Annotated in this window: 23 protein-coding genes; 12 read left to right on the top strand and 11 right to left on the bottom strand. The window is 70.5% G+C overall.

Going from position 1 to position 22,660, the window contains the following annotated elements; all coding sequences use genetic code 11:
- The first annotated feature begins 65 nt into the window (after positions 1 to 65).
- Entirely contained in the window at positions 66 to 1,589 is a 1,524-nt protein-coding gene (locus E4T13_RS01625) for a sulfatase (protein ID WP_137176496.1), read from the top strand.
- A gap of 22 nt (positions 1,590 to 1,611) precedes the next feature.
- On the opposite strand, the gene E4T13_RS01620 is transcribed toward E4T13_RS01625, so the two are convergent.
- From E4T13_RS01620 to E4T13_RS01595, 6 genes are read right to left on the bottom strand one after another with little or no spacing between them, the layout of a single operon-like run.
- The gene (locus E4T13_RS01620; protein ID WP_137176495.1) at positions 1,612 to 1,872 is read right to left on the bottom strand and encodes a hypothetical protein; all 261 of its coding nucleotides are present in this window, start codon (positions 1,870 to 1,872) and stop codon (positions 1,612 to 1,614) included.
- Positions 1,873 to 1,926: 54 nt separating this feature from the next.
- Positions 1,927 to 3,981 carry a hydantoinase/oxoprolinase family protein gene (locus E4T13_RS01615; protein ID WP_137176494.1) on the bottom strand — a complete coding sequence of 685 codons (2,055 nt, stop codon included), beginning with the start codon at positions 3,979 to 3,981 and terminating at the stop codon, positions 1,927 to 1,929.
- Positions 3,978 to 5,714: a hydantoinase B/oxoprolinase family protein gene (locus tag E4T13_RS01610; RefSeq protein ID WP_137176493.1), complete on the bottom strand. Its 1,737-nt coding sequence runs from the start codon at positions 5,712 to 5,714 to the stop codon at positions 3,978 to 3,980. The genes E4T13_RS01615 and E4T13_RS01610 overlap by 4 nt, the downstream gene beginning before the upstream one ends.
- Before the next feature lie 20 nt (positions 5,715 to 5,734).
- A complete protein-coding gene (locus E4T13_RS01605; protein WP_137176492.1) occupies positions 5,735 to 6,508 on the bottom strand; it encodes an ABC transporter ATP-binding protein in 774 nt (257 codons plus the stop codon).
- Complete coding sequence (locus tag E4T13_RS01600) at positions 6,505 to 7,401, bottom strand: ABC transporter permease (protein ID WP_137176491.1); 897 nt, start codon at positions 7,399 to 7,401, stop codon at positions 6,505 to 6,507. The genes E4T13_RS01605 and E4T13_RS01600 overlap by 4 nt, the downstream gene beginning before the upstream one ends.
- Positions 7,391 to 8,497, bottom strand: a complete 1,107-nt coding sequence (locus tag E4T13_RS01595) for an ABC transporter substrate-binding protein (protein WP_170984743.1) — start codon at positions 8,495 to 8,497, stop codon at positions 7,391 to 7,393. The genes E4T13_RS01600 and E4T13_RS01595 overlap by 11 nt, the downstream gene beginning before the upstream one ends.
- 187 nt (positions 8,498 to 8,684) lie before the next feature.
- On the opposite strand from E4T13_RS01595, the gene E4T13_RS01590 reads away from it, so the two are divergent.
- Together E4T13_RS01590 and E4T13_RS01585 are read left to right on the top strand one after the other, a co-directional pair.
- Complete coding sequence (locus E4T13_RS01590) at positions 8,685 to 9,917, top strand: aminotransferase class V-fold PLP-dependent enzyme (protein WP_170984742.1); 1,233 nt, start codon at positions 8,685 to 8,687, stop codon at positions 9,915 to 9,917.
- Between the two features lie 12 nt (positions 9,918 to 9,929).
- A complete protein-coding gene (locus E4T13_RS01585; RefSeq protein WP_137176488.1) occupies positions 9,930 to 10,976 on the top strand; it encodes a GntG family PLP-dependent aldolase in 1,047 nt (348 codons plus the stop codon).
- A gap of 2 nt (positions 10,977 to 10,978) precedes the next feature.
- Here E4T13_RS01585 and E4T13_RS01580 read toward each other — a convergent pair whose 3' ends face one another.
- The 4 genes from E4T13_RS01580 to E4T13_RS01565 all read right to left on the bottom strand — a co-directional run bounded on the left by E4T13_RS01580 (position 10,979) and on the right by E4T13_RS01565 (position 14,274).
- Entirely contained in the window at positions 10,979 to 11,455 is a 477-nt protein-coding gene (locus E4T13_RS01580) for a RidA family protein (protein ID WP_137176487.1), read from the bottom strand.
- A gap of 7 nt (positions 11,456 to 11,462) precedes the next feature.
- Positions 11,463 to 12,491, bottom strand: a complete 1,029-nt coding sequence (locus tag E4T13_RS01575) for an ABC transporter substrate-binding protein (RefSeq protein WP_170984741.1) — start codon at positions 12,489 to 12,491, stop codon at positions 11,463 to 11,465.
- Positions 12,492 to 12,553: 62 nt separating this feature from the next.
- Positions 12,554 to 13,444, bottom strand: coding sequence for an ABC transporter permease (locus E4T13_RS01570; RefSeq protein ID WP_170984740.1), 891 nt, complete (start codon positions 13,442 to 13,444; stop codon positions 12,554 to 12,556).
- Complete coding sequence (locus tag E4T13_RS01565) at positions 13,444 to 14,274, bottom strand: ABC transporter ATP-binding protein (protein WP_137176484.1); 831 nt, start codon at positions 14,272 to 14,274, stop codon at positions 13,444 to 13,446. The genes E4T13_RS01570 and E4T13_RS01565 overlap by 1 nt, the downstream gene beginning before the upstream one ends.
- 154 nt (positions 14,275 to 14,428) lie before the next feature.
- Between E4T13_RS01565 and E4T13_RS01560 the strand changes: the two genes are divergently transcribed.
- From E4T13_RS01560 to E4T13_RS01550, 3 genes are all read left to right on the top strand, one after another.
- Positions 14,429 to 15,121, top strand: coding sequence for an FCD domain-containing protein (locus E4T13_RS01560; protein ID WP_170984739.1), 693 nt, complete (start codon positions 14,429 to 14,431; stop codon positions 15,119 to 15,121).
- The gene (locus tag E4T13_RS01555; protein WP_137176482.1) at positions 15,118 to 16,416 is read left to right on the top strand and encodes a RidA family protein; all 1,299 of its coding nucleotides are present in this window, start codon (positions 15,118 to 15,120) and stop codon (positions 16,414 to 16,416) included. The genes E4T13_RS01560 and E4T13_RS01555 overlap by 4 nt, the downstream gene beginning before the upstream one ends.
- Before the next feature lie 188 nt (positions 16,417 to 16,604).
- Positions 16,605 to 16,886, top strand: coding sequence for an acyl carrier protein (locus E4T13_RS01550; protein WP_137176481.1), 282 nt, complete (start codon positions 16,605 to 16,607; stop codon positions 16,884 to 16,886).
- Between the two features lie 11 nt (positions 16,887 to 16,897).
- Here the strand turns inward: E4T13_RS01550 and E4T13_RS01545 are convergent, their stop codons facing one another.
- On the bottom strand, positions 16,898 to 17,680 hold the full coding sequence (locus tag E4T13_RS01545; protein WP_137176480.1) for an SDR family oxidoreductase: 783 nt from the start codon (positions 17,678 to 17,680) through the stop codon (positions 16,898 to 16,900).
- Positions 17,681 to 17,793: 113 nt separating this feature from the next.
- Between E4T13_RS01545 and E4T13_RS01540 the strand changes: the two genes are divergently transcribed.
- The 6 genes from E4T13_RS01540 to E4T13_RS01515 all read left to right on the top strand — a co-directional run bounded on the left by E4T13_RS01540 (position 17,794) and on the right by E4T13_RS01515 (position 22,659).
- A complete protein-coding gene (locus E4T13_RS01540) occupies positions 17,794 to 18,900 on the top strand; it encodes a nitronate monooxygenase family protein (protein WP_137176479.1) in 1,107 nt (368 codons plus the stop codon).
- A 22-nt stretch (positions 18,901 to 18,922) separates the two neighbouring features.
- Positions 18,923 to 19,885 (top strand): tripartite tricarboxylate transporter substrate binding protein, encoded by a 963-nt coding sequence (locus E4T13_RS01535; protein WP_170984738.1) that lies wholly within the window; start codon positions 18,923 to 18,925, stop codon positions 19,883 to 19,885.
- A 9-nt stretch (positions 19,886 to 19,894) separates the two neighbouring features.
- Entirely contained in the window at positions 19,895 to 21,238 is a 1,344-nt protein-coding gene (locus E4T13_RS01530) for a phenylacetate--CoA ligase family protein (RefSeq protein ID WP_137176477.1), read from the top strand.
- A gap of 9 nt (positions 21,239 to 21,247) precedes the next feature.
- Positions 21,248 to 21,643, top strand: coding sequence for a Rid family hydrolase (locus E4T13_RS01525; protein ID WP_137176476.1), 396 nt, complete (start codon positions 21,248 to 21,250; stop codon positions 21,641 to 21,643).
- On the top strand, positions 21,640 to 22,101 hold the full coding sequence (locus tag E4T13_RS01520; protein WP_137176475.1) for a MaoC family dehydratase: 462 nt from the start codon (positions 21,640 to 21,642) through the stop codon (positions 22,099 to 22,101). The genes E4T13_RS01525 and E4T13_RS01520 overlap by 4 nt, the downstream gene beginning before the upstream one ends.
- A 135-nt stretch (positions 22,102 to 22,236) precedes the next feature.
- Positions 22,237 to 22,659, top strand: a complete 423-nt coding sequence (locus tag E4T13_RS01515) for a YeeE/YedE family protein (RefSeq protein WP_137176474.1) — start codon at positions 22,237 to 22,239, stop codon at positions 22,657 to 22,659.
- Position 22,660: the final 1 nt, after the last annotated feature.

Genomic DNA, 22,660 nt, shown 5'->3' with positions numbered 1-22,660 from the left:
GCCCGCCGCCCGTGCGGCGAAGCCAAGCGGCCGGAGGCCGCGCCCGGCGTCTGAGGGCAGATGAGATGAAAGCGGTCTTCGTCCTGTTCGACTCGCTCAACCGCCACATCCTCGGCTGCTATGGCGGCACGCGCGTGCCGACGCCGAATTTCGACCGTCTGGCGAAGCGCGCGGTGCGGTTCGACAAGCACTATGTCGGCAGCCTGCCCTGCATGCCCGCGCGACGCGACCTGCTGACCGGGCGCCTGTCCTTCCTGCACCGCTCCTGGGGACCGCTGGAGCCCTTCGACGACGCCTTCCCCGAGATCCTGGCGAAGCAGGCCGGCACCTACAGCCACCTGGTCACCGACCACTTCCACTACTGGGAGGATGGCGGCGCGACCTATCACACGCGCTACGACAGCCACGAATTCATCCGGGGACAGGAAGGCGACCCGTGGAAGGCGATGGTGCAGCCGCATTGGGAAAGGCTGCGCGAGAAATACCACCCGATGCAGTTCACCCGGGATCGGCGCGTCTACAAGGCGCAGAACATCATCAACCGCGAGTTCATCAAGGAGGAGAAGGAGTTTCCCTCGGTCCAGTGCATGGCGGCGGGGCTGGAATTCCTCGACCGCAATGCCGAAGCCGACAACTGGGTGTTGCAGATCGAGACCTTCGATCCGCACGAGCCCTTCCACGCGCCCACGCGCTTCCGCGAGGGCTTCCCCACGAACTACCAGGGTCCCGTGCTGGACTGGCCGCGCTACGGCCGCGTCGACGAACTGCCGGAGGAATGCGAGGAGCTGCGCGCCAACTACTACGCCGTCGTCGCGCTGTGCGACCACCTGCTCGGCCAGCTGCTCGACCTGTTCGACGCCAAGGATCTGTGGAAGGACACCGCGCTGGTCGTCACCACCGATCACGGCTTCCTGCTGGGCGAGCACGACTTCTGGGCGAAGAACCGCATGAACCTCTACCAGGAGGTCGCGAACATCCCGCTGCTGATGCACGACCCGCGCAAGCCCGCGCAGCCAGGCGAAAGCTGCGATGCGCTGACCCAGGCGATGGACATGGCCGCGACCTTCCTCGATCTGTTCGGCGTGGCGCCGACGCCATCCATGGAAGGCATCCCCCTCCGCGCGTCACGGGACGGCACGCAGCGGCGGGAGGCAGCGCTGTTCGGCTATTTCGGCGGCGCGGTGAACGTCACGGATGGCCGCTACACCTATCACCGCTATCCGCCCGACCTGAAGACGCAGGAGATCTACCAGTACACCGTCATGCCCACGCACATCTCCATGCCCTTCACCGTGGAGGAGCTGGCCGGCGCGCAACTCGCGGGACCGCTGCCCTTCACGAAGGGCGCCAAGGTGATGCAGGTACCGGTGCTGGAGCGCTCGCCCTTCCAGTCCAAATACGGCCCGGGGAACATGATCGAGGACGAGACGCGCCTTTATGACCTCGTCGCCGATCCCGGCCAGGAACACCCGTTGCAGGATCCGGCGCAGGAAGCGCGGCTGGCTTTGCTGATGGCGAGGCTGATGGTGGCCAACCACGCACCCTCCGAGGCCTTCGCGCGCATCGGCCTGTCGCCGCCGGCGACGTGAGCGAAGCTGCCGCGCCGCGGCGTCAGCGCGGTGCGGCAGCTTCCGGCAGCGCTGAGAAGCGGCCGCAGAAGGGGCAGCGCCACACGGCACGGTCCGGTGCCGGCGCGCGTTGCTCCGGCTCCAGCGAGCCGCCTCCGGACACGCTATGAAGCCGATCCTCCCCGCAGCCATCCGGGCCGCAGGCGTCTGCCGGCGTCACGGCCTCCGCGCGGAAGGCGCGCGCGGCCAGCGGCGCGGCGGGCGCGAGGAGCAGTCCTGCAAGGATCGTGCGGCGCTTGTTCATGCCGGCAACGATACGGCGCCGATGCCGCGCCGGGGAAGAGAAATCGCGTGCCGCTCAGCCCGGCTCCGCGACCGCGATGAGAAGGTTGCCGCCGGCGTCGCAGCGCAGCGCCTGGCCGGGATGCAGGATCGTCGTGGTGTCCATCTGCTCGAGGATGGCGGGGCCGGACAGCCTCGCGCCCGGCGCAAGCCTCGCGCGGTCGTACACCGGGCAGTCGGTCCACCCGCCGGCCTCGGCGAACCAGGCGCGGCGACTGCCGATGCGCGCCTCGCCGCCCGCGGCGTCGCCCGAAGCGGCCGGCGGCCGCGCAACGGCAACGCTGAGACTCAGCCGCGCCGTCACGGCCTGCACGGCAGCGCCGGTCGCGTAGCCGTAGACGCGGGCATGTTCCTGCGCGAAAGCCTCCGCCAGCGCGGCGGGCAGCTGCGCCGGCGGCAGGTCGGGCACGGGCACGGTCAGCTCATGGCTCTGCCCCTGGTAGCGCATGTCGAGCGCGCGCTGCCGGCGCGCCGGCGTGCCCGCCGCGGCCTCCGCCGCCTGCCAGCGATCGGCCTCCGCATCCAGCGCGGCGAAGGCCTCCAGCAGCGCGGGCATCGCCTCCGCGCCGAGCGGCAGCAGGCAGGTGCGGCTGAAATCGCTGCGCACATCCGCCACCAACAGGCCGAGCGCGCAGAGCAGCCCTGGCCCCGGCGGCACGATCACGGTGCGCATGCCGAGCTCCGCCGCCAGCGCCTGCGACAGCAGCGGCCCGCCGCCGCCGAAGGAGGCCAGCGCGAAGCGCCTGGGATCATGCCCCTGCTCCACCGAGATCAGCCGCACCGCGCGCAGCATGGTCTCGTTGAGGATGGTCAGGATCGCCGCGGCGGCCTCCTCCACCGTCATGCCGAGCGGCTGCGCCACATGCTCGGCGATCGCCTTCTCGGCCAGGTCGCGCCGGATCGGCATGCGGCCGCCGAGCAGGCGTTCTGGATGCAGGCGCCCGAGAACAACATTCGCATCCGTCACCGTGGGCCGCGTGCCGCCGCGGTCGTAGCAGGCAGGGCCGGGATGCGCGCCGGCGCTCTGCGGGCCGACCTGCAGGAAGCCGCCCGCATCCACCCAGGCGATCGAACCGCCGCCGGCGCCCACCGAATGCACGTCCAGCATCGGGAAGCGCACGGGCCAGCCGCCGAATTCCTTCTCGCGCGCGATGGCGGGCTGGCCGTTCTCCACCAGGCAGACATCCAGCGAGGTGCCGCCGACATCGAAGGTGATGATGTCCGGGAATCCCGCAGCGACGCAGGCATGGATCGCGCCAGTCACGCCCGCGGCCGGCCCGGAAGCGAGCGTGCGCACCGGCTTCGCGCCGGCTTCGCGCGGCGAGGCGACGCCGCCATTGGATTGCAGGATGTGTGGCGCGCAGCCGAGGCCGAGCCCCTCGCAGCGCGCCTGCAGGCGATCCAGGTAGCGGCTCATCACAGGGCCGAGCCCGGCATTCAGCACGGTGGTCGAGAGCCGTTCGTACTCCCGGAACTCCGCGAGGATCTCGTGCGACGGGCAGATGAACACGCCCGGCAGCGCCGCTTCCAGCCAAGCCGCGACCTGGCGCTCATGCGCAGGATCCAGATAGGCGTGCAGAAAGCAGATCGCGATCGATTCCACCTCCGCCGCGCGCAGCGCCGCGATCACGGGATCGAGGCTTTCGCGGCGCGGCGCGACGGGATCGCGGCCCATCAGGAACAGCCGCTCGGCGATCTCGAAGCGCAGGCGGCGCGGCACGGGCGGGCGTGGCTTCGGGATGCGGATGTTGTAGTTGTGCGGCTGGCGCTGCCGGCGGATCTCCAGCGTGTCGCGGAAGCCCTCGGTGGTGACGAGGCCGGTGCGCGCGGTGCGGCCCTGGATCATCGCATTAGTCGCGACCGTCGTGCCATGGCCGAACCAGCCGACATCGCCGGCCGCCGCGCCCGCCAGCCGCAGCAGCTCGGCGATGCCTTCGCCCATGGCGCGCGAGGGATCGTCGGGCGTGGACGGCACCTTGTGCGTGGTCATCGCGCCATTCGACAAGCGGATCAGCACAAGGTCGGTGAAGGTGCCGCCGACATCCACGCCGAGCGCGTAGCGGTCGCTCATGCTCGCACTCCGGCACGCAAGGCTTCCGTCGCCGCTTCGTCCACGGCGCCGTCGCGCAGGACCACGCCGTAGAGTTCGCGCGCCGCCGCTGCACCGACCTTGCCGTCCAGCACATCGGCCAGCACCAGCGCGGGATCGCGCCGGCGCGCATCGCCGAATCCGGCGCCGGAGGAGGTCTCGATGCGCACCACCTCGCCCGGTGCGATCGGCCAGTCCGAGAAGCTCGCCGGGAGCGCCTCCGCCGTGTCGTCGCCGGGCCGCAGCACGAAGCGCCCGCGCGTGCCGTCATGCCCGCCGCCATGCCCGCGCGGCGCCACTACCTGCCGCAGGGCGCGGCCCACCAGCCGCCCCTCCTCCGCGAACAGCAGCACGTCACGCCGCGTGCCGAGGCCGCCGCGGAAGGTGCCGGCGCCGCCGGAATCCTCGATGAGCTCATAGCGCAGCACGGCCAGCGGGAATTCATGCTCGGCCGCTTCCACCGGCAGGTTGGCGGCGCCGGAAATGTGCACGCGCACGGCATCCCTGCCGTCCTGGTCGTGCTGCGCGCCCGCCGCGCCGGCATAGGTCTCGTAGTCGACGAAGTAGCGCCCGCTGCGCGGATCGACGCCCGAGAAGGTCATCGCGGAAAGCGGCCCGCAGCCGGCCATGATGCGCTCCGGCACCGCCTGCGCGAAGGCGCCGAAGATCAGGTCGCCCACCACGTTGCCCAGCGAGGACCGGTCGCCCACCGCTGCCGGGGGCGTCGCGTTCAGCAGGCTGCCCGGCGGCGCGATCACCTCGATGGGGCGGAAGGTGCCGGCATTGGGCGGCAGATCCGGGTCCACCAACGCCTTCACGGCGTAGTAGACGCAGGCGAGCGTCGCGCCCATCACCATGTTGCGCGCGCCGCGCATCTGCGGATCGGTGCCGGAGAAGTCGAAGCGCAGCGTATCGCCCGCCGCCGTGACGGTCACGCGCGTGCGCAGTTCCGCCGCGGCGATGCCGTCATTGTCGATGATCTCCTCGTTGGTCCAGGACCCGCGCGGCAGCGCGGCGATGGCGGCGCGGGCGCGGGCCTCGCCATGCGCCAGGATCGCGTCGAAGGCGGCGAGCGTCGCCTCCCGCCCGAAGCGGGCGAGCAGTTCCTGCATGCGCCGGACGCCCGTGGCATTCGTGGCGATCTGCGCCTTGAGGTCGCCCTCCCGCTCACCCGGCGTGCGGCTGTTCAGCAGCACGATCTCGACGATGTCCTGCCTCACCTCCCCGCCCTCCACCAGCCGCACCGGCGGCAGGCGCAGCCCTTCCTGGAAGATCGAGGTGCAATCGGCGCTCTCGCTGCCCGGCACGCGGCCGCCGACATCGGAATGATGGGCAATGTTGCAGACGAACGCGACAACCTCGCCGTCCGCGAAGACCGGCGTCGCGACGGTCAGGTCCGGCAGATGCGATCCACCGCCGTGGTAGGGATCGTTGGCCAGGATGCCGTCGCCGGGCTTCAGCGTGTCCAGTGGGAAGCGGCGCGTGACATGCGCCACCAGCCCCAGCAGCGAGGAAAGGTGCAGCGGCGCGATGGCGGTCAGCGCCAGCAACTGCCCCTTCGCGTCGAAGATGCCGACGGAGCAGTCGCGCCGTTCCTTGATGTTGGGCGAATAGGCGGTGCGCACCAGCGTCGCCATCATCTCCTCGGCGGCGGCCTGCAGCCGGTGCGCGACGATCTCGACCGCCATGCGGTCGGCGGCGATGCCGCTTGCCATGTCCTGTCTCCGCGCTGCGCTCAGACCGTCTCCTCCTCGACCACGTCGGGCGTGATGAGGTTGTAGAGCCGCGCGCGCCAGTGGTTGAACTCGTCGCTCAGGATGTCGCGCGGGCGCGGCATCTCCATCGGGATCACTTCCTTGATGCGGCCGGGGCTCGGGCTCATCACCACCAGGCGGTCCGCCAGGAACAGCGCCTCCTCGATGTTGTGGGTGACGAAGACGACGGTCTTGCCGCTGCGCTGCACCAGCGAGAGGAAATCCCCCTGCAGGCGCCGGCGTGTGTGCTCGTCGAGCCCGGTGAAGGGCTCGTCGGCCAGCAGCAATTCGGGGTCGTTGGCCAGGGTGCGGATGATCGCCGCGCGGTGCCGCATGCCGCCCGAGAGCTGGTAGGGCCGGTGGTTGCGGAAGTCCCACAGCCGCACCATGCGCAGCAGCTCGGCCGCCCGCGCCTCCGCGACGCTGCGGGTCTCGCCGCGCACCTCGGGGCCGAACATCACGTTCTCCCAGACGCTGAGCCAGGGGAACAGGTTCGGGTCCTGGAAGATCACGCCGCGTCGCGGATCGGGGCCGCGCACCGGCTCCCCCTTCACCAGCAAGGTCCCCGCGCTTTGCTTCTCGAAGCCCGCGATCATGTTCAGCAGCGTGGTCTTGCCGCAGCCGGACGGGCCGATCAGCAGCGTGATCTTGCCCTCCGGGATATCCACGTCCACGCCATTCAGCGCGATGGTCGGCTGGCCGGAGGAGCCGACATAGCGCTTCACCAGGCCGCGGCCCTCGACGAAGGCGCTCACAGCCGGTTCCCCGCGATGTCCTGCGCCCAGGCCAGCTTGCGCCGCGCGATCAGCACGATCACCCGGTCGGACAGGAAGCCGAAGATGCCCAGCATCAGCATGCCGCCCAGCACGATGTCCATGCGCATGAACTCGTAGCCGCGCCACAGCACATAGCCGAAGCCGCCGGAGACCGCGAACATCTCCGCCAGGATCATCAGCGTCCAGGCATAGGCGATGCCGAGCCGCAGGCCGCCAAAGATATAGGGCATCGCCCCCGGCAGCACGACGCGCCACAGGATCTGCCGCGGCGAGGCGCCGAGCATCGCCGCTGCGCGCTTCCAGTCGCGCCCCACCAGCTTCACGCCGGTGACCACCTGCACATAGACCTGCAGGAACACGCCATAGATCACCAGGAACAGCGCCGAGGCGTCGGTCAGGCCGAAGAAGATGATGGCGAAGGGCAGCAGCGCCGTGCGCGGCATCGGCCGCAGCAGCTGCACGGTCGGGTCGAAGAAGCGCTCCGCCGTGCGGCTCCAGCCGACCCAGACGCCGAGTGCTATGGCCGCCATCGCGCCGATGACGAAGCCGAGCAGTGCGCGATAGGCCGAGCCCATCGCATCCACCGCCCAGGTGCCGGTGAAGTAGGTCGGCCTGCCGCGCGCCCAGTCCGGGTTGATCCATTCGCCGATCGTTCCCAGCACCTCCCAGGGGCTCGGCAGCAGGATGCGCGGCATCACCTCGAACACGTACATTCCCGTCCAGGCGACGAGGATTCCGAGCGGCAGCACGAAGGCCAGCGGGTCGAGCGCACCGAGCACCCGCCTGAACAGCCCCGGGCGCGCCGCGGCGGGTTGGACGGCGGGCGCCCGCGCGCCCGCCACGTCCGCAGTTGCCGCGCCGTCAGGCGGCATAGCCGAGCTCCGCCTTCGTCTTGCCCGTGACCTTCTCGAGGAAGCTGTAGTTCACGCGCTGCGCGATCACCGGGGAGACATCGCGATCCTCCAGCCCCAGCTCGTACACCGCCTTGCAGATCGCCTTGATGGTGTTCATCGGCATCAGCCAGGACGGCGAGACGTTCTCCACCGCCAGCGTCGCGATCTCCCGCGTCTGGCCGGTGATCTGCATGGTCTTCTCGATATAGGCTTCCTTGTTGGCGTTGAGGAAGTCGATGGACTTCACCGTGGCGCGCACGATCGCCTCGGTCTCGCGCGGATACTGGGTGACGAAGCCGTCGCGGATATAGAGGCCGCCATGCGAGGCCCCGAAGCTCTCCGTGGCGAGATTGCTGATCATCGTGGCCCCCTGCTGCGCCAGGATGACGGAGGCCGATGGCTCGAAGGTGGAGGTGGCGTCGATGTCGCCGCGCGCCATCGCCGCAATGATCCCGGCCGGGTTGGCGATCGGCACGCGCGTGACGTCCTTCATCGCATCCATGCCGATGCCGCGCAGGGCGTAGATCAGCATGATGTCCTGGCTGTTGAGCTGGTTCACGCCGATGCGCTTGCCCCGCAGGTCGGCCAGGGTCCGGATGTTGCTGCCGCGCCGTGCGAGCAGCCGCGTGCCGCCGCCGCCCACGCCGCACACGGCCTGGCCCTTCAGGTCGCGCAGCTCGATCGTGGCCAGGTAGTTCCAGCCGGTGGCGAAGGCATCGAGGTCGCCGCGCGTGAAGGCGGCGACGCGGGCATGGCCGACGGCGCCGACGCGCAGCAGCCGGTACTCCACCCCGGAATCGGCCGGCAGGTTGTCGGCCACGAAATGCGTGGCGAGATAGTGGACGGCGTTGATCTCATCCATCTTGAAGGACGTGCGCGTCTGCGCGCGCGCCGCCCCGCCCAGGCTCGCCACGCCGGAGGCGAGCGCCAGCGCCAGGAAGCTGCGCCGCTTCGCGCCGGCGCCGCCGCGTGCCTCCCAGTCGGCGGCGGGGTCGAAGGCATCGGCACGCTCGGCCGCCTCGCGGTAGAGGGCGGTCATGTCCTCGCGGATCGCTGCATGTGCGTCACGGCTCATCTCTCGTCTCCCTCGCTCCTGCTGCGTCCGCACCGGTTTCCGGATGCCTCGCAGATGCAGCAAAGCGCAAAGCGTCGCGCAGCGCAAAGCGCCTTCGTGTATCGCAATGCGAGCGCCGAACCGCCCTCTGGACAGCAGCCCGCCGAAGCGGCGCAATGTCTCCTGGGCAAAGGGGAAAGGGACGAGCATGGCACCGGATGCAGCGGGCGGCGCGCTGCCGCAGGGCCTCGACCGGGCGGCGGCGGACCGCCTGATCCGCGCTTCCTTCCCCGATCTGCGCAACCCCTATCTGGATGTCTCGGCACGTGGGCCGCTGCCGCTGGCGGCGCGCCGCGCGGCGGAGGCGCTGCTTCTGCAGCGCGCGGAAGGCAGCGTCCGCAAGGATGACTGGCTGGCGCTGGCCGACCGCACCCGCGCCAAGGCCGCGCAACTGCTGCGCGTGGCGCCGGAGGATGTCGCCTTCGTCAAGAACACCTCGGAAGGCCTGAACCTTGTCGGCGCCGCTCTCCGCCTCGGCAAAGGCGACCGCATGGTCGTCGCGCCGAGCTACGAGCATCCGAACAACGTCTTCCCCTGGCTCTGGCATGCGCGGCAGGCCGGCGCCGAGGTGGTGCAGATCGGCCCGGGCGATCCCGCCGACCTCGAGGACCGCATCATCGCCGCCATCGACGATCGCACGCGCCTCGTTGCCGTCACGGCGCTGGATTTCGCTTCCGGCCGCCGCACCGATCTCGCGCGGCTTGCGCCCGCCTGCCGCAGGGCCGGCGCCTTCCTGCTGGCCGATGCCGCGCAATCCTCCGGCGTGATGGACGAGCCGCTCGCCGCGCTTGGCGTCGACGGCTGGGCGACGGCCGCGCAGAAGGGCCTGCTCGGCCTCTACGGCATCGGGCTGCTCTATGTGCGGCGCGAATGGGCGGACCGGATGGAGCCGCCCTTCCTCGCGCGCTTCTCGGTGGAGGTGCCGGCGGGGCACGAGGCGGCGGGCCCGGAAGGCGGCTGGCATCTCCGCCCCGGCGCCGGGCGCTTCGAATGCGGCAACCACAACTATGTCGGCCTCGCCGCGCTGGAGGCCTCGCTCGACCTGCTGAACGCCATCGGCCCGGGCGAGGTCGAGCGCCGCGCCACCGAGGCCGCCGCGACGCTGCGCGCGGGGATCGAGGCGATGGGTCTTTCGGTGCTGCCGCTGCCGCCGGCGCGGCGCGCGCACATCGTCTCCGTCGGCGAGGCGCTGGGCGCCGGCCATGACCGCACCGACGTCACCTGGGTGCAGGCGCTGTCCACGCATCTGCAGGCGAAAGGCGTCGCGCATTCGGTGCGCCGCGGCATCCTGCGCCTGTCCACCCATGTGCACATGCTGCCGGAGGTCACGCAGGAGGCGCTGGCGCATATCAAGGCCTGGCGCGACGGCTGGCGCGGCTGAGGCGGCCGCGCGATGAGGAACCGCAGCGCCGATTTCCGCAGCGACACCACCACGCGCCCCACGCCGGCGATGCGCGCGGCGATGGCCGCGGCGGAGGTCGGCGACGACGGCTATGCCGACGACCCGACCGTCAACGAATTGCAGCGCGTCGCGGCCGCGCGGCTCGGCAAGGAAGCCGGGCTGTTCCTGCCGAGCGGCACGATGGGCAACCTGCTCGCGCTGCTTGTCCACACCGGCCGGTCCGAGGAAGTGCTGCTGGAAGCCAGTAGCCACATCGTGCGCTCCGAGATGGGCGGCATCGCCGCCGTGGCGGGCGTGTTCTGGCGTCCCCTGCCCGGCGAGCACGGCGCGATCCCGATCGCCGCCATCGAGGCCGCCTGCGAAGGCAAGGGCTACGGTACCGCGCGGCTGCGCCCGTCCCTGCTCTGCCTGGAGACCACGCACAACGCCGCGGGCGGCGCCGTGCTGCCGCTGGCGTATCTCGCCGCGGCGCGCGACGTGGCTCGGCGCTTCGGCATGGCGCTGCACATCGACGGCGCGCGCCTGTTCAACGCCGCGGTCGCGCTCGGCGCGCCCGCAGAAGCCATCGCCCGCCACGCCGACACCGTCACCTTCTGCCTGTCCAAAGGGCTGCGGGCGCCGGTGGGCGCGGTGCTGTGCGGGCCGGCGCCGCTGATCGCGCGGGCGCGGCTGCTGCGGCGCATGCTTGGTGGCGGGATGCGCCAGGCGGGGATACTGGCCGCAGCCGGCCTCGTCGCGCTGGAGAGCGAGGTGGACCGCCTCGCCGAGGATCACCGGCGCGCGCGCGCGCTGGCCGCCGGCCTCGCCGCGATCCATCCCTCGCTCTGCGATCCCGGCCGCGTGGAGACCAACCTCGTCATGGTCGATTTCGCCGCCAGCGGTCGCGACGCCGAGGCGTGGGTGCGGCTGTTCGCGGCGCGCGGGCTCACCTGCCGCGCCACCGGCGCCACCCGCATGCGCCTCGTCACCCATGCCGACCTGGACGATGCCGACATCGCCGCGCTGATCGGCGTGGTGCGGGAGGCGTGGCAGGGCTGAGGCTATGCCTCGATCTCCATCTCGCCATTGATCTCCACGGCGATGCCGTGCGGCAGTTCGTACATGCCCACGGCGGTGCGCGCGTGGCGCCCGCGTTCCGGCCCGAAGAGCTCGAACATCAGGTCGGACGCGCCGTCGATCACCTCCGGCATGTGGTCGAAGCCGGCGGCCACCTTCACCATCCCGAACAGCCGCGCCACGCGCTTCACGCGGTCGAGGCTGCCGATCTCCATCTTCACGCTGGAAAGGATGGAAAGCGCCGTCGCGCGCGCCGTGGCGTAGCCCTCCTCGATCGTCATGTCCGCGCCGACCCGGCCGGAGGCGCGCACGCCGGGCAGCGCCGGCAGGTTGCGCCCATGGCCGGAGATCAGCAGCAGGTTGCCCACGCGCACGCATCCCGTGCGATTGGGCTTCGGGAAGCGGAACGGCTCCGGCAAGGTATAGCCAAGGTCCGCCAGCCGCTTCTCGGTCGCGTCCATCGGCTGCTCAGCCCGGCAGGAAGCTGGTGTTGAACACCGCGTCGAAGGGCACCTTCTGGCGCAAATGGCCGGTGCGGATCAGCACCTCCTGATAGGCGTCCGATCCCGTCGGCGACATCCTGCCGTCGGGCACCACCGCTTCGCGCACATTGGTCAGGGCGCTGACGAACACCGCCTCATCCAGGCTGCGGAAGAAGGGACGGATGGTGGTGGCGACCGTCTCGACGGAATTGCCGCGGATCCAGGCCTCGGCCTCCACGATCACGCGCACCATGCGCCGCACCAGGTCGGCATTCTCCTGCGCGTAGTCCGGGCGCACATAGATCACGGCGTGCAGGAACTCCTTCAGCACCGGATCCTGGCCGAGCGTGTTGTTGATCAGCCAGTTCGCCACGCCGGTCTGCACCAGCTGGTCGGTCAGCGGCGAGGAGAAGGAATAGGCGTTGACGACGTTGTTGCGCATTGCCGCGATGGCCGCGGGGCCGGTGCCGGAGGCGACGACGCGCGCGTCGCGCTGCGGATCGAGCCCGGCGCGCAGGATGTAGTACTGGGCGATGTTGAAGGTCAGCGAGCCTGGCGCCGAGGCGCCGATGGTCAAGCCCTTCAGCGCGGCGAGCTTGGCCTCGATCGGCGAATCCTCGGTGATGTTGCGCTCCGCGGCAGCCTGCTTGCCGATCACAAGGTTGATGCCGCAACGGCCGAGGATGCCGCAGACGCCCAGCAAGTGGCGCCCTTGCAGATAGAGCGTGTAGAGATGGTGCGGCGGGGTCGCGCAGAACTGCACTTCCCGCGCCATCAGCGCCTGCACGTCCGGCCCGTCGCCGCGCGTGATCACCACTTCCAGGTCGATCCCGGCCGCCTTGAACATGTCCCGCGCCCGGGCGACGTAGATCGGCATGTAGGAGAGGCTGTCGGCGGGCTGGGTGATGCGCACCTTCGTCATCGCCTGCGCCCGCGCCAGCCCTGGCGCCGCCAGCAGCGTCGCCGCGCCGGCCAGCACGCCGCGCCGCCCGGTCATCCCGATCGCCTGCGTCATCGCCCCGTCTCCTTCCTTCCGTGCCGGCATGCGCCGGCGCATGCATCCGTCGTGCAGAATCCTCAGGTCATCTCGCCGCCGGCGCCCTGCTGGCGCGGCGGGCGCCAGCGCAGCAGGTGCCGCTCGATGCGGTCGAGCACGAAGTTGAAGGCGATCACCACAAGCATCAGCACGAAGATGCCGGAAACGGCGCCGGTGGTGTCGAACTGCGCGGTGTAGAGCTGGATCTTGTAGCCGAGCCCCGCGGTCGCGGCCATGAATTCGCCGACGATGGCGCCGATCAGCGCGAATGGCACGCTGACCTTCATCGCGGTCAGGATCCAGGGGAAGGCCGCGGGCAGAGTGACCTTGGTGAAGATCTGCCGCTCGGTCGCTCCCATGATGCGCGCCACGTTCACATGCGCGGCGTCCACCGAGCGCAGCCCGGAAAGCGTGGCGTAGAAGCAGAGGAAGAAGGCCAGCATGCTCGCCAGCACCATCTTCGACAGCTCGCCGATGCCGAACCAGATGATGAACAGCGGCGCCAGCGCGATGCGCGGGATGCCGTTCAGCGCCAGGATGAAGGGATCCAGCACGCGACAGAGGAAATCCAGCCGCGCCAGCACAGCGCCCAGCGCCACGCCCGCCAAGGTGCCCGCGAAGTAGCCGACGAAGGTCTCGCGCAGCGTCACCGAAAGCTGGAAGAACAGGTCGTCCTGCGACCATTCCCACAGATGCGCGGCAATGCGCGATGGGCTGGAGAACCAGAACGCGTCCCACCAGCGCCCGGTGCCGAACTCCCACAGCCCGATCAGCACCACCGCCAGCGCCAGGCGCGACAGCGCGATGCGGTTGCGATGCCGCCGCTGCGCCGCTTCCCATTCGCGCACGCCGTCCTCGGTCGCCGAAGCACCGGGCGGAATGGCCGCGCCGCCGGGTGCCACGACTGCCGTGCCTGCGCCCGCCTGCGCCACTATACCTCGCTCCCCTTGCGCACTTCCTCCTCCAGGCTCGCCCAGAGCACCTTGTAGGCGTCGCGGAAGCGGTCGTCGGCGTGGATCTCGAACAGGTTGCGCGGGCGCGGAATCGGGATCTCCTCCACCGCCTTGATGCGGCCAGGCCGCGCGGACATCACCACCACGCGGTCGGCCAGCGCCACCGCCTCGCCAAGGTCGTGGGTGATGAAGATCACCGTCTTCCGCTCGGACTGCCACAGCTCCAGCAGCTGGTTCTGCAGGATCAGCCGCGTCTGCGCATCCAGCGGGCCGAAGGGCTCGTCCATCAGGATGACGTCGGGATCGTAGGCGAGCGTGCGGATGATGTTGGCGCGCTGGCGCATGCCGCCGGAAAGCTCATAGGGCCAGGCGTCGCCGAAGCCGCCGAGGCCGACACGCTGGATCAGCGCCTCCGCCCGTTCGCGCCGCTGCCGCGCGGGCACGCCGCGGATCTCCAGCGGGAACTCCACATTCTGCCGCAGCGTGCGCCAGGGATAGAGGTTGTCCGCCTGCGTCACATAGCCGATCGAGCGGTTGATGCCGCTGATCGGCGTGCCGCGCAGCAGGATCTGGCCGGAGGTCGGTGGAAACAGGCCGACGATCAGGTTCATCAGCGTGGATTTCCCGCAGCCGGAGGGCCCGACGATGGTCAGGAATTCCTGCTCCCGCACCTCGAGGTCGGTTTCCTGCAGGGCCAGCACGCGCCGGCCCTTGCTGCGGAACACATGCGACACCCCGCGCACCGACAGCGCGATGCCGCCCGCGCCGCGGGGCGCGTCGAGCGTGGCGGAGAAGGCCGTGGCGCTCATGCGACCCTCGCCGCGAGGATCTTCGGATCGGCCCCGTGATGTCGAAAGCGCTTGATCACGACGAAAGCGTGGCGCATTTTCGAAAACGATGCAAACCAAAATCGCGCCCGCCTCCGGCGCGGGAAACGACGCCAGCAACCGGTCGGTGGGTCCGATGGAAGCGCGTACTGAAGGCAGCGGCACCTTGGCCAATGCCGCCTACAGCCGCCTGCGACGCGACATCCTCTCGGGCGTGCTCGCGCCGGGCGAGCGGCTGCGCCTGCACGACCTCCGCGCGCGCTACGCCATCGGCGTCGCGCCGCTGCGGGAAGCGCTGTCGCGTCTGCAGGCCGAGGAACTGGTCGTCGCCACCGACCATCGCGGTGCGGCTGTGGCCGGTGTTTCCATCGCGGAAATGTTGGACCTCACGCGCGTGCGGATCGTGATCGACGAGGCTGCGCTGCGCGAGGCGATCGCGCATGGCGACGATGCCTGGGAGGCCGATCTCGTCGCCGCATTCCATCGCCTGGACCGCGCCAGCACCCGCCTTGCGTCCGCCGCGGACGGCACCGCGGAGGAGTGGGAGGAACGGCACGAGGCGTTCCACCGCGCGCTGATCGCGGCCGCCCCCTCGCCCATGCTGCTGCGGCTGCACGCGATGCTGCTCGCGCGCTGGCGGCGCTACCGCCTGTTCTCGATCTACCGCCAGGCCGGGCGCGACCATGTCGGCGAGCACCGCGCGATCATGCAGGCGGCGCTGGCGCGCGACGCCGACGCAGCCTGCCGCCACTTGGCGGAGCACTACCGCCTGACCGGCGAGGTCACGCGCCGCGCACTGGAAAAAACGCAGGAGGCCGATGCCGCATGAGCCAGGATTCCGCGCGCCCCGAGCCGCTGCTGCCGGTGCCCTTCCCCGGCACCCGTGCTCGCTTCGCCCGCGGCATGCGCGCCGGCGACTGGGTCTTCGCCACCGGCCTGGCCGGCACCGACTACGCCAACGGCCTCGCGCCGGAGGTGGTCCAGGCCGACCACCCGCTGGACGGCGAGCCGAAGGCGATGCGGGAATCGCGGCGCCTCTTCGCCAATGCCGCGGAGATCCTTGCGGCCGGCGGCTGCGGCTTCCCCGACGTGGTGCGCATCGACCAGTACTACACGCGCCCGGAGGCGGTGGACCCCTATCACGCGGTGCGGCGCGAGACCTTCGCCGGGCGCATCCCGCCTTCCACCTCCAACCTGCACCAGCGCTTCGCGCGCACGGGCCAGGAGCTGGAAGTGCAGGTCATGGCCGCCGTGCCGCGCGACGGGCGGCGCGCCGAGCACCTGGCCTTCCGCCCGAGCTACGACATCCATCACACCTCCGGCTACAGCCCCGGTCTGGCCTATGGCGATTTCCGCTTCATCCCCGGCCAGACCGCGGAGGCGCGCGTGCATGGCGAAGGGCCGCTCGATCCCGAGGCACGCCGGCCGCAGGGCTTGTGGAAGGGCACGCCGATCCAGCTCGAGACCGACTTCATCGTCCGCCGCAAGCTCGCGCCCTCGCTGGAGGCGGCGGGCGCCAGCCTGGACAGCGTGGTGAAGGCGCAGGTCTATCTGCGCGACCGCGATGACGTACCGGCCTTCAACCAGGCCTGGCAGGCGCATTTCCGCACGCCGCCCGCGACCACCATCGTCGCGACCTCGACGCCCGGCTTCATCATGCCGGACAGCCGCATCGAGATTAACACCATCGCCCTGGCAACCGATGGCACGACGCGCAAGGAGGTCGTCGCCGGCGGCGTCGCCCCGCTGTTCAGGGGCTACCCGCCGGCAGTGCGCGCGGGCGACCTGCTGCTGCTCTCCGGCATGATGGCGATGCGCGGTGGCACGCTGGTTCCGGCAGCACGCGTCGATCCGCGGCAGCCCTTCTTCGCCATGCCGGTCAAGGCCGAGCTGGCCGCAATCCTGGAGGATGCGGAGGCGATCTGCCGCGCCACCGGCACCAGCATCGCCAATGTCGTGCGCATGCAGATGTTCCTGTCGGACCTCGCGGACCTGCCGGCCTGCATCGAGACTGCGCATGACGCGCTGGAGGGCCGGCCCCTGCCGCTCTCCGCCATCGAGGTGCCTTGGCTGCCCGCCCCGGGCGCGCGCGTCCTGCTCGACCTCTGGGTGCATGCGCGTTGAGCGGCCCACTACCCCCGTGGAGCCAGGCCGGCGGCCCTGATCTGCTCATCACGATTACGATTCAAACCTTTGTCGGAGATTAGGACCTTTCCTGCCGTCAACGGGAACAAAGAGAAAAAATGTAACTCGGGCTGGCACTCGCCGGGGCGAGTCTGCTAAGGGGCGCTTCCGTCCTTTCAAAGGTATCGATGCAGCAGCCCTCCGCCATTCCGAGCCTGCTCCACCTGCCCCGCCTCAGCGCGGTGCTGGCGGATGTGCTTGGCGTGAAGCCGTGGGAGGCGCATCTGCATCTCGACCTCGCCGAGGCGCTGGCCTGCGACGACCTCGATCGGGACGAGGTGGTCAGCACGCTCGATGGCCGGCTTGGCATCCCCATCAGCGAGGACGAGACGGCCGCCTGCGAGAGCGTGGCGGACCTGTTGCGCCTGGTTGCGGCGAAGCAGCACACGCCGCGCCGCCTCGATTCCTGAGGCCAGGCCGCCTACAACCAGACGCCGCGCGTCGAATTGCCGTCCACCGTCAGGCAGATTCCCGAGATGAAGCCGGCGCGCGCGGAGGCGAGAAACACGACCGCGTCCGCGATATCCTCCGGAGTCGCCATTCGGCCGAGCGGTTGGCGGTTCATGCGCTCCGCTCGCACCGCCTCCACGCTCTGCCCCGTCGCGGCGGCAATCTGGGCGAACTGCTCCTCGATCCGCTCCGTCGCCGTGGCGGCGGGTGACACGGCGGTGACGAGGATGCCGTGCGGCGCGCCGAGATCGGCGAGCCCTTTGGTGAAGTTCACCAGCCCGGCATTGGCGACGCCGCCGGCCATGTAGGTCGGCAGCGGGTTGCGCGCGGTCGCGCCGATCACGTTGACGATGCGCCCCCCGCCCTGCTTCTGCATCAGCGGGAACACCGCGCGCGCAGCGCGGATGTATCCGTGCAGCTTCAACGCGTAGGACTCGCTCCACAGCCGGTCCGGCATGGTCAGGAAGTCGCCCGCGGGGATCGCGCCGGCATTGTTCACGAGGATGTCGATGCGGCCCAGCTGCGCGGCGGCCGCGGCGACCGCGCCTTCGACGCCTTCCAGCGTGCCGAGATCCGCGGCGTGGCAGAAGGCACCCACGGGCAGCGACGCCGCCACCGCTTCGAGCGACGCCGCGCTGCGCGCCACCAGCGCCAGCTTCGCGCCCTCCGCGGCCAGGCGCTGCGCGATGGCGCGCCCGATGCCGCGGCTCGCGCCGGTGACCAGCGCCACCTTGTCCTGCAACCCGAGATCCATCGCCGTCCCGCCCCGTACGCAAACGCGAAGTTACCCGCGGTTCAATACGACAGATAGGCCCTTGTCGTATCGGCAACCACGACCCTAGGCTTGTCCGGCTTCGGGAGACTCACATGCCGCGCACGCCGCTGTGCGATCTGCTGTCGATACGCCATCCGGTCGTGCAGGCGGGCATGGGGATCTGGCGCGGCCTGGTCACCTCGCCGGAGCTCGTCGCCGCCGTCAGCAACGCCGGCGGCATGGGTTGCCTGGGCGGATCGGGCCTCACGCCCAAGGAATTGCGCGCGGCCATCCGCCGCGTGCGCGAGCTCACCTCGCATCCCTTCGGCGTGGACCTGATCATCCCCGCTGCGCTGTCCACCCAGGACGGCACGCGCGCCGATATCCGCGAGGACATCCGGCGCAACCACCCCCGCCACTTCGCCTTTGTCGAGGCGCTTTACGAGCGCCATGGCGTGCCGCGCAACCCGATCGACCTCGAGCTCACCTGGACGCCGGCGCTGACCGATGCGCAGGCGAATGTGGTGCTGGAGGAGCGCGTGGCACTGCTCGTCATCGCGCTCGGCGATCCCGCCGCGCTGGTGCCGCGCGCCAGGGAAGCCGGGATCAAGGTGGGCGGGCTGGTCGGCAGCCTCGGCAATCTGCGCCGCCAGATCGAGGCGGATGTGGACCTCGTCATCGCACAGGGCGCGGAGGCCGGCGGGCATGTCGGCAGCGTCTCCACCTTCCCGCTGCTGCCGCAGGTGGTGGACGCCGCGCGCGGCAAGCCGGTGCTTGGTGCCGGCGGCATCGCGGATGGCCGCGGCGTCGCGGCGGCGCTGGCGCTCGGCGCGCAAGGCGCCTGGGTCGGCACCGCCTTTCTCTTCGCCGAGGAAGTGCAGATCCATGCGGACCACCGCGCGCAGCTCGTGCAGGGCCGGTCCGAGGATTTCGCCGCGACGCGCATCTACACCGGCAAGTCCGCGCGCACCTTCCGCAACGTGATCCATGCCGAATGGGCCGCCGCCGGGCTGGAGCCGCTGGGCATGCCGCACCAGAAGGTGCTGTTCGAGGACTTCCTGCATGCCGCGCGCAGCGTCGGGCGGCTGGACCTGATCAGCAATCCGGCCGGCCAGATCGCCGGAATGCTGCGGGAAGTGCGCCCGGCCGCCGCCATCCTGCACGACCTCGTGCATGGCGCCGAGGCGCAGATCGAACACCTGCACGCCTGCATCCGCTGACAACGACCAGGGAGACCACGACATGCTGAGGCGAGACCTTCCGATCCTGCTTGCCGCGACGCTCGCCGCGCCCGCGGTCCGCGCGCAGACGCTGCCGGACCGCCCGATCCGCTGGATCGTGCCCTATGCCGCCGGCGGCACCGGCGACATCGTCGCACGCGCCGTTGCGCCCTCGGTCGCCGAGCGGCTCGGGCGCACCATCGTGGTGGAGAACCGCCCCGGCGCGAACGGCCTGCCGGGCACCGCGATCGTCGCGAATTCCGCCGGCGACGGCACCACCATCGTGCTCGGCGTCTTCGGCCCGATCACGGTGATGCGCCACCTGGTCCGCATGCCCTTCGATCCGCAGAAGGACCTGGCACCGGTCAGCCTGATGGTCTCGGTGCCGGCGCTCGTGGTGGTGCCGCCGAACCATCCCGCCAAGACCTTCCAGGACCTGGTCGCCATGGCGCGCGAGCGGCCGGGCGAGCTGAACAACGGCGCGGTCGGCGTCGGCTCCTCCGGCCAGCTCGCCGCGGGGCTCCTGGCGACGATGGGCGGCGGGCGGCTGACGACGGTGAACTACAGCGGCGGCGCGCCGGCGCAGGTGGACCTGATGGCCGGGCGGCTGGACGTGATGTTCGACAACGCGCCGGCCGCGCTGCCGCGCGTGCGCGCGGGCCAGCTGCGCGCCATCGCCATCACCAGCCTGCAGCGCTCCCCGCTGCTGCCGGAGGTGCCGACCGTGGCCGAGCTCGGCTTCCCGGGCTACGAGGTCGCCACCTGGATGGGCGCGCTGGTGGCCGGAACGACGCCGCCGGAGATCGTCGCGCTGCTCAACCGCGCCATCGTGGACACGCTGAACGATCCCGCGATGAAGAAGCGGCTCACCGATCAGATGTTCGACGTGCGCCCGATGACGCCGCAGGAATTCGCCGCCTACATCGCCTCCGAGACGGAGAAATGGGGCCGTGTCGTGCGCGAGAACAACATCCGCGCGGAGTAGCACCAGCCCGTGATTCCCGATTCCCTGCGCCTGCCGCATGAGCAACTGCGCCGCATCCAGGATGCGAAGCTGCGGCACATGATCGCGCTGTGCCGTCGCGGCCATCCCTGGTATCGCGAGGCCTGGAAGGATGTGGACCTCGACGCGGTGCAGGGCATCGCGGATATCTGGCGCCTGCCGCTGACGCCGAAGCGGGCGATGATGGAGACGCCGCAACAGTTCCGGCTGGACTGCCCCGACCTGCCCGTGCCGGAACGCGCGATCTGGGAAGTGGTGCACACCACCGGCAGTTCCGGCGATCCCACGCCGATCTACAACACCACCTGGGACTATCACGGCTACCTGCTGCTGAACCGCCGCGTGGCGGAGATCGCGGGCATCGGCGATCGCGACGTGATCGCCAACCTGTTTCCGCTGACCGCGGCCTCGATGGGCGCCTTCATCCGCTCCGCAACCCTCGCCTATTCCTGCGGCGCGAGCGTGGCGGCCTCGCTCGGCGGCGCGCCGGTGGCGCCCTTCGGCATCCAGAAGCCCATGGAGGAAGCGGTCCGCCTGGTGGAGCGACACCGCGCCACGGTGCTGCTGGGCGTGACCAGCTTCGTCCGGCGCGTGCTGATCCGCGCTCAGGAACTCGGCGCGGATTTCCGCTCCGTACGCATGGCGGCGGTGACCGGAGAGGCCAGCACGCCCGGCTTGCGGGACGACATGCGGCGGCTGATGCGGGAGCTTGGCTGCGCCGGCACCATCATCTTCGACCGCTACGGCTCCACCGAATCCGGCGGCCTCGCGCAATGCCGGGAGGAAGCGGACTGGCACAACCCCACGCCCGAACTTCTGTATCACGAGGTGGTGGACCCCGAGACCGGCCGACCGATGCCGGAGGGCGAGCGCGGGCACCTGGCGATCACGCATCTGGATCGGCGCGGCACGGTGCTGATGCGCTACCTCGTCGGCGACATCGTTTCCATCGCGCGCGATCCCTGCCCGCATTGCGGCCGCGGCGGCGAGCGGCTGGTCGGGCCTGTGGTGCGCACGAAGGACCTGCTGAAGGTGAAGGGCATGCTGATCAACCCGACAGCGCTGCTGCAACGGCTGCAGGCCATGCCGGCAGTGGAGGAGTTCCAGGTGGTGGTGGACCGCACCGACCCCGCCGATCCCTTCTCGATGGACGAGTTGTTCGTCCGCGTGGCGCCACGCGGCGGCATGCCCCAAGACGAGGTTGCGCAGGACGTCGCGGCGGCGACGCAGGCGACCATCGGCGTGCGCCCGCGCGTGACGGTGGAGGATCGCCACGCGATCTATGACGGGCAGCAGGCCAAGGCTGTGCGCTTCGTGGACCGCAGGACGCATTGAGGACGACGCATGATCGATCAGAAGATCACGGGCGGGAAGGACTGGCATCCCCGCTACACCTACTGGCCGGCGCGGCGCGTGGGGAACCTGCTGTTCATCTCCGGCACGACCGGCACCGACGATGACGGCACCATCACCGCGCCCGGCGACATCGTGGAGCAGACGCGCCAGATCTTCCGCAAATGGGGCCCGCTGCTGACGGAGGCCGGCTGCACCTATGACGACATCGTGCAGACCGTGGACCACTTCACGACGACGGAGAACTACCGCGGTACCGCCGCCGTGCGCCGGGAGTTCTTCAGGGAACGCATGCCGACCTCCACCGGCGTGCTGGTCTCCGGCCTGCTGCGGCCACATGCGCTGATCGAGATCCACGGCATCGCCGTGGTGCCGGAGGGCAAATGACCGGACACTACTGGGAAGACTTCGAGCCCGGCCGGCGCTTCCCGACCTATGGCCGCACCATCACGGAAGGCGACCTCTCCTTCTTCTGCGCCTTCGTCGGCTACCATGTGCCGCTGTTCATCGACGAGCATGCGGCGCGCAAGACGCGCTTCGGCGGGCGCATCGTGCCGAGCGGCATGATCATGGCGATCTCCACGGCCATGACCGAGAGCCTGTATCGCGACACGATGCTCGGCCAGCTCTCGATCGAAAATGGCAGGTTCCTGGCGCCGGTGCGGCCGGGCGACACGATCCGCACGGAGGTGGAGGTGGTGTCGCGCCGGGAATCGAAGGACGCGACGCGCGGCATCGTCGTGTTCCGCGATCACGTCACCAACCAGGACGGGGTGGAGGTGTTCTCGGTGGACAAGGCGACGCTGGTGGCGCGGCGCCCAGGGCATGGCGCGCCGGGCGCGTGACGAGGATCGCAGCCGGCCCGAAGGCTTGGCCCCTGTTGGAACGCATGCTTCCCTGACGCGCCTCAAGGACGATGCACTGTGCCGCCGATGGCGTGCACGCCGCACCTCGCCGCTGACCCGAAGGGACGCTTCTCCATGACAAGCTTTACCCCCGTTGCCTCGACGGTCGGCGGTGCATTGATCGGCGGCGCCGCAGCGCTCCTCTGGCTGGCTCTGGGTCGCATCGCCGGAATCAGCGGCATCGTCGGCTCGCTGGCCGGCGCACCGCGTGACGAAGCCGGCTGGGCGCTGGCGTTCCTGGCGGGGCTGATGGGCGCGCCGCTGCTCGTCGCGCTCCTCTTCGGCATGCCGCAGATCGAGATCGCCGCCGGCCCGCTGCTGCTCGTCGCGGCTGGGCTGCTCGTCGGCTTTGGCACGCGGCTGGGTTCGGGCTGCACCAGCGGCCACGGGGTCTGCGGCATCGCCCGTCTCTCCTCGCGTTCCATCGCGGCCACACTGGTCTTCATGGCAACGGCGGGCGTGACGGTCTTCGTCATGCGGCATGGGATGGGCGGCTGAG

The organism is Roseomonas sp. AR75 (assembly GCF_005222815.1).
In the GTDB taxonomy this organism is placed as follows: Bacteria; Pseudomonadota; Alphaproteobacteria; order Acetobacterales; family Acetobacteraceae; genus Falsiroseomonas.
This window is presented reverse-complemented; position numbering and strand designations above follow the sequence as displayed.

Coding starts and splice junctions, on each gene's coding strand:
- E4T13_RS01625 (WP_137176496.1), top strand. CDS start 66: ATGAAAGCGGTCTTCGTCCTGTTCGACTCGCTCAACCGCCACATCCTC.
- E4T13_RS01620 (WP_137176495.1), bottom strand. CDS start 1,872: ATGAACAAGCGCCGCACGATCCTTGCAGGACTGCTCCTCGCGCCCGCC.
- E4T13_RS01615 (WP_137176494.1), bottom strand. CDS start 3,981: ATGAGCGACCGCTACGCGCTCGGCGTGGATGTCGGCGGCACCTTCACC.
- E4T13_RS01610 (WP_137176493.1), bottom strand. CDS start 5,714: ATGGCAAGCGGCATCGCCGCCGACCGCATGGCGGTCGAGATCGTCGCG.
- E4T13_RS01600 (WP_137176491.1), bottom strand. CDS start 7,401: ATGCCGCCTGACGGCGCGGCAACTGCGGACGTGGCGGGCGCGCGGGCG.
- E4T13_RS01595 (WP_170984743.1), bottom strand. CDS start 8,497: ATGAGCCGTGACGCACATGCAGCGATCCGCGAGGACATGACCGCCCTC.
- E4T13_RS01590 (WP_170984742.1), top strand. CDS start 8,685: ATGGCACCGGATGCAGCGGGCGGCGCGCTGCCGCAGGGCCTCGACCGG.
- E4T13_RS01585 (WP_137176488.1), top strand. CDS start 9,930: ATGAGGAACCGCAGCGCCGATTTCCGCAGCGACACCACCACGCGCCCC.
- E4T13_RS01580 (WP_137176487.1), bottom strand. CDS start 11,455: ATGGACGCGACCGAGAAGCGGCTGGCGGACCTTGGCTATACCTTGCCG.
- E4T13_RS01575 (WP_170984741.1), bottom strand. CDS start 12,491: ATGACGCAGGCGATCGGGATGACCGGGCGGCGCGGCGTGCTGGCCGGC.
- E4T13_RS01565 (WP_137176484.1), bottom strand. CDS start 14,274: ATGAGCGCCACGGCCTTCTCCGCCACGCTCGACGCGCCCCGCGGCGCG.
- E4T13_RS01560 (WP_170984739.1), top strand. CDS start 14,429: ATGGAAGCGCGTACTGAAGGCAGCGGCACCTTGGCCAATGCCGCCTAC.
- E4T13_RS01555 (WP_137176482.1), top strand. CDS start 15,118: ATGAGCCAGGATTCCGCGCGCCCCGAGCCGCTGCTGCCGGTGCCCTTC.
- E4T13_RS01550 (WP_137176481.1), top strand. CDS start 16,605: ATGCAGCAGCCCTCCGCCATTCCGAGCCTGCTCCACCTGCCCCGCCTC.
- E4T13_RS01545 (WP_137176480.1), bottom strand. CDS start 17,680: ATGGATCTCGGGTTGCAGGACAAGGTGGCGCTGGTCACCGGCGCGAGC.
- E4T13_RS01540 (WP_137176479.1), top strand. CDS start 17,794: ATGCCGCGCACGCCGCTGTGCGATCTGCTGTCGATACGCCATCCGGTC.
- E4T13_RS01535 (WP_170984738.1), top strand. CDS start 18,923: ATGCTGAGGCGAGACCTTCCGATCCTGCTTGCCGCGACGCTCGCCGCG.
- E4T13_RS01525 (WP_137176476.1), top strand. CDS start 21,248: ATGATCGATCAGAAGATCACGGGCGGGAAGGACTGGCATCCCCGCTAC.
- E4T13_RS01520 (WP_137176475.1), top strand. CDS start 21,640: ATGACCGGACACTACTGGGAAGACTTCGAGCCCGGCCGGCGCTTCCCG.
- E4T13_RS01515 (WP_137176474.1), top strand. CDS start 22,237: ATGACAAGCTTTACCCCCGTTGCCTCGACGGTCGGCGGTGCATTGATC.